Annotated in this window: 6 protein-coding genes; 2 read left to right on the forward strand and 4 right to left on the reverse strand. The window is 72.1% G+C overall.

Annotated elements, in window-relative coordinates:
- Nucleotides 1-30 precede the first annotated feature (30 nt).
- The gene (locus tag CCN44_RS36135) at nt 31-678 is read left to right on the forward strand and encodes an HAD family hydrolase (RefSeq protein WP_059250444.1); all 648 of its coding nucleotides are present in this window, start codon (nt 31-33) and stop codon (nt 676-678) included.
- Here the strand turns inward: CCN44_RS36135 and CCN44_RS36140 are convergent.
- On the reverse strand, nt 642-905 hold the full coding sequence (locus CCN44_RS36140) for a hypothetical protein (protein ID WP_059250447.1): 264 nt from the start codon (nt 903-905) through the stop codon (nt 642-644). The two genes, CCN44_RS36135 and CCN44_RS36140, sit on opposite strands and share 37 nt — an antisense overlap.
- Nucleotides 906-1,070: 165 nt before the next feature.
- Here CCN44_RS36140 and CCN44_RS47545 point away from each other — a divergent pair, with 165 nt between their 5' ends.
- The gene (locus CCN44_RS47545) at nt 1,071-1,454 is read left to right on the forward strand and encodes a cold-shock protein (RefSeq protein WP_030643007.1); all 384 of its coding nucleotides are present in this window, start codon (nt 1,071-1,073) and stop codon (nt 1,452-1,454) included.
- Nucleotides 1,455-1,580: 126 nt separating this feature from the next.
- On the opposite strand, the gene CCN44_RS36150 is transcribed toward CCN44_RS47545, so the two are convergent.
- The 3 genes from CCN44_RS36150 to CCN44_RS36160 are packed head-to-tail and all read right to left on the reverse strand — an operon-like array spanning nt 1,581 to nt 3,644.
- Nucleotides 1,581-2,456 (reverse strand): 1,4-dihydroxy-6-naphthoate synthase, encoded by an 876-nt coding sequence (locus CCN44_RS36150; RefSeq protein WP_059250449.1) that lies wholly within the window; start codon nt 2,454-2,456, stop codon nt 1,581-1,583.
- On the reverse strand, nt 2,446-3,198 hold the full coding sequence (locus CCN44_RS36155) for a futalosine hydrolase (RefSeq protein ID WP_237481385.1): 753 nt from the start codon (nt 3,196-3,198) through the stop codon (nt 2,446-2,448). The genes CCN44_RS36150 and CCN44_RS36155 overlap by 11 nt, the downstream gene beginning before the upstream one ends.
- Entirely contained in the window at nt 3,165-3,644 is a 480-nt protein-coding gene (locus CCN44_RS36160) for a hypothetical protein (protein WP_059250453.1), read from the reverse strand. The genes CCN44_RS36155 and CCN44_RS36160 overlap by 34 nt, the downstream gene beginning before the upstream one ends.
- Nucleotides 3,645-3,783: the final 139 nt, after the last annotated feature.

Below are 3,783 nucleotides of genomic sequence, written 5' to 3' on the forward strand. Positions count from 1 at the left end.
CACCCCCGCCTGCCGGCGCCGCCCGGCACAATGTCCCCCATGGCCTCCACCGAACTCACCGTCGGCTTCGACCTCGACATGACCCTCATCGACTCCCGGCCCGGCATCCGCGCCTGCTACGTGGCCCTGGCCGAGCGGACGGGTACGTTCATCGACGCCGATCTGGCGGTCACCCGGCTCGGACCGCCGCTCGTGGAGGAACTGATCCACTGGTTCCCGGCCGCGCAGGTGCCGGCGATGGCTGACCTGTACCGGGAGATGTACCCCTCCATAGCCATCGCCGCGACGCCCGCGATGGCCGGCGCCCGGGAGGCGATCGACGCGGTGCGGGCGGCCGGCGGGCGGACGATGGTGGTGACGGCGAAGTACGAACCGAACGCCAAGCTGCACCTGGCCCACCTCGGCATCGAGCCGGACGTGGTCGTCGGCGACCTGTGGGCCGAGCAGAAGGCGGCGGCGCTGCGCGAGTACGGCGCGGGCGTGTACGTCGGCGACCACGTCGGAGACGTCCGCGGGGCCCGCGCGGCGGGTGCGTTTTCGGTCGCCGTGGCGACCGGTCCGTGCCCGGCGGAGGAGCTGCGGGAGGCCGGCGCGGACGTCGTGCTGAGCGGCCTGGCCGACTTCCCGGAGTGGCTCGGCGGCTACCGCGAGGCGCCCGGGACGGCCCTGCGCGCCTGACGCCGTCCGGCGGCGACGGACCGCAGGACACCGGCGCCGGCGAGCAGGAATCCGACGGCCATGAGCATGCTCAGACCGAACATGTACGTCGGAAAAGGATCCGCTCCGAGGAACAGCGGGGCCACCGTGACGAGGGTGGCCACGGCTCCGAGGAAGAAGACGACGACACCGGCGCGGATCAGTCGGTCACCGGGCGCGGCGGAATTCGGTTGGGTTTTGTCACGCACCGGACCAGGGTAGTTCCCTGCGCGAGAGAACAACCGGGGGACGTCTTGTCACCCGCCCGAAGACCATTAGCCTTGGTACCGGCGGGTCATGGTCGACCCGCTCTAGTGCTATCAAGAGCCGTTTCCGAAGTAGTTTTCCCAACGAGTACGAGGACGAGGACAGACGTGCCTACCGGCAAGGTCAAGTGGTTCAACAGTGAGAAGGGCTTCGGCTTTCTCTCCCGCGACGACGGCGGTGACGTCTTCGTCCATTCCTCGGTTCTCCCCGCCGGAGTCGATTCGCTCAAGCCGGGACAGCGCGTGGAGTTCGGGGTCGTCGCCGGTCAGCGCGGTGACCAGGCGCTTTCGGTGATCGTGCTGGACCCGACGCCGTCGGTGGCCGCCGCCCAGCGCAAGAAGCCGGACGAGTTGGCGTCGATCGTGCAGGATTTGACGACCCTTCTCGAGAACATCACGCCGATGCTGGAGAAGGGCCGTTACCCGGACAAGGCCTCCGGCAAGAAGATCGCCGGCCTGCTCCGCGCGGTCGCCGACCAGCTCGACGTCTAGGCCCGCCCGCCCCGTCGGGGAAACGCGAGCGCATCCGTGCCGAGGGGCATCACCCGCCCCTCGGCCACGCGCAGGTGAACAGCGCCCGGACGCCCGCGGCGCTTTTTTGCGCCGTCCTCGCGTGCGTCAGGGGAAAGACAGCGCCCCGGGCCCCAGCGCGGGCACCAGTCCCTCGGCCGCCGCGCGCGTCAGCAGTCCGCGGATCGCGGCGTAGCCGTCCTCGCCGAGGTCGGCGGTGAATTCGTTGACGTACAGACCGATGTGCTGGTCGGCGACGGCCGGGTCCATCTCCTGGGCGTGCGCCATGACATAGGGCCGGGAGGCCTCCGGGTCGTCCCAGGCGGCCCGGACCGAGGCCCGGACGGACTCGGCGAGCCGGGTGAGCGTCTCGGCGCCCAGCGACCGCTTGGCGATGATCGCGCCGAGCGGGATCGGCAGCCCGGTGGTCCGCTCCCAGTGCTCGCCCATGTCGGCGAGCTTGTGCAGCCCGTAGTTCTGGTAGGTGAACCGGGCCTCGTGGATGACCAGTCCCGCGTCCACCTTGCCGTCCCGCACGGCCGGCATGATCTCGTGGAACGGCATCACCACGATCTCGCCGATCCCGCCGGGCAGCGTCTCCGCCGCCCACAGGCGGAACAGCAGGTACGCCGTCGACTTCTCGCTGGGCACCGCGACCGTACGGCCCGTCAGTCCCCCACTGCCGAGAGCGTGGGCACCGGCCTCCCGGGTGAGCACCAGCGGCCCGCAGCCCCGCCCCAGCGCACCGCCGCACGGCAGCAGCGCGTACTCGTCGAGGACGTACGGCAGCACGGCGTACGACACCTTCAGCACGTCGAACTCGCCGCGCTCGGCCATGCCGTTGGTGAGGTCGATGTCGGCGAAGGTCACGTCCAGCGCGGGCGCGCCGGGCACCCGGCCGTGGGCGAGGGCGTCGAAGACGAAGGTGTCGTTCGGGCAGGGGGAGTACGCGATCTGAAGGGACCGCTGCTGCTCACTGGTCATGCGTGTTCCAACTCTCCAGAGCGGGCGCCAGCTTCCCGAAGCCCTCGGTCAGGGCGGCGAGCGCGTCACCGATGCGCCAGGCGGCGCGGTCGCGCGGCCCCACCGGGTTGGAGACCGCGCGGATCTCCAGCACGGGCACGCCGTGCGCGGCGGCGGCCTCGGCCACCCCGAAGCCCTCCATGCCCTCGGCGAGCGCGCCGGGGTGCCGGGCGCGCAGGGCGGCGGCACGGGCGGCGGTGCCGGTCACCGTGGAGACGGTCAGGACCGTGCCGGTACGGGCCCCGGTGGCCTCGGACGCGACTCGTACGAGTGAATCCGGCGGACGGTGCGTGACGGTCCCGAACCCGAGTTCGGTGACCGGGAGAAAGCCGTCGGCGGTCTCCGCGCCCAGGTCGGCCGCGGTGATCGCGTCGGCGACGACGAGCGAGCCGACGGGCGCCTGCGGCAGGAAGCCGCCGCCGATCCCGGCCGAGACGACCAGTCCGTAGGGCCGGCCGGCCAGCGCGGCGGCGGTGAGGGCGCCGGCGGTGCCGGCGGCGGCGAGCGCCGGGCCGACACCGGCGGCGAGCAGGTCGAAGCCCGCGGCCGTACGGAGCAGGGACCCGCCCGGCAGCCGCAGTTCCTCGAACGCCCCGGGCAACGCCTGTGCCACCGCGTCCCGCTCGACGGGGACCGCGGTGGCGACGAGGACCGGGAGGGGCGCCGTGGTCAGTCCTTCGCCTTCTTCAGCTTGAAGGTCCACAGGCCCTTCTTCGTCTGCTCGCCCATCTGCACCGCGAGCGTGTTGGTCTCGCCCTGCGTGCCGTACTGGACGTTGAAGAACGCGCTGCTCGGGATCGTGCGGTACGTCTCCTTGCTGACGTCGCTGAACTGGCGGCCGTTGACCAGCACGATCCAGCCCGCGTCCGCGATCTCCGGGTCGACGCCGATGCGGACGGTCTCGTCCTGGCCGACCGTGATCGACTCGGCGTCGCCGGCCTTCTTGACGCACTTCTTCAGCGACTTGGCGTCCAGCGCCTTGCCGTCGTTGTAGCAGAGGGCCTCGGAGTTGACCGAGTCCTTGCCGACGGTGATCGTCGCGACGGGCGTCGGCTTGTCGCAGGCCGACAGGACGAGCAGTCCGGCGGAAACGGCGCCGGCGACGGCGACGGCGCGGCGGCGTCGCACAGCGGATTGCAGCGTGGTCATGGCCGAAGGCTATCGGGCGCCCGGAGCCCTCCGCCCACGTGGGGTGCGGCGTGCCCGGTTCGTTACGCCAGCCGGTGCCGCGCCCGGCGTCCCCGGCGTCCCACCCGGCGTCACGCCACCCGGGGCCGGGCCCGGCCCC

Origin of the sequence: Streptomyces tricolor, from assembly GCF_002155905.1 — a bacterium.
Lineage (GTDB): Bacteria > Actinomycetota > Actinomycetes > Streptomycetales > Streptomycetaceae > Streptomyces > Streptomyces tricolor.

Coding starts and splice junctions, on each gene's coding strand:
- CCN44_RS36160 (WP_059250453.1), bottom strand. CDS start 3,644: ATGACCACGCTGCAATCCGCTGTGCGACGCCGCCGCGCCGTCGCCGTC.
- CCN44_RS36150 (WP_059250449.1), bottom strand. CDS start 2,456: ATGACCAGTGAGCAGCAGCGGTCCCTTCAGATCGCGTACTCCCCCTGC.
- CCN44_RS36135 (WP_059250444.1), top strand. CDS start 31: ATGTCCCCCATGGCCTCCACCGAACTCACCGTCGGCTTCGACCTCGAC.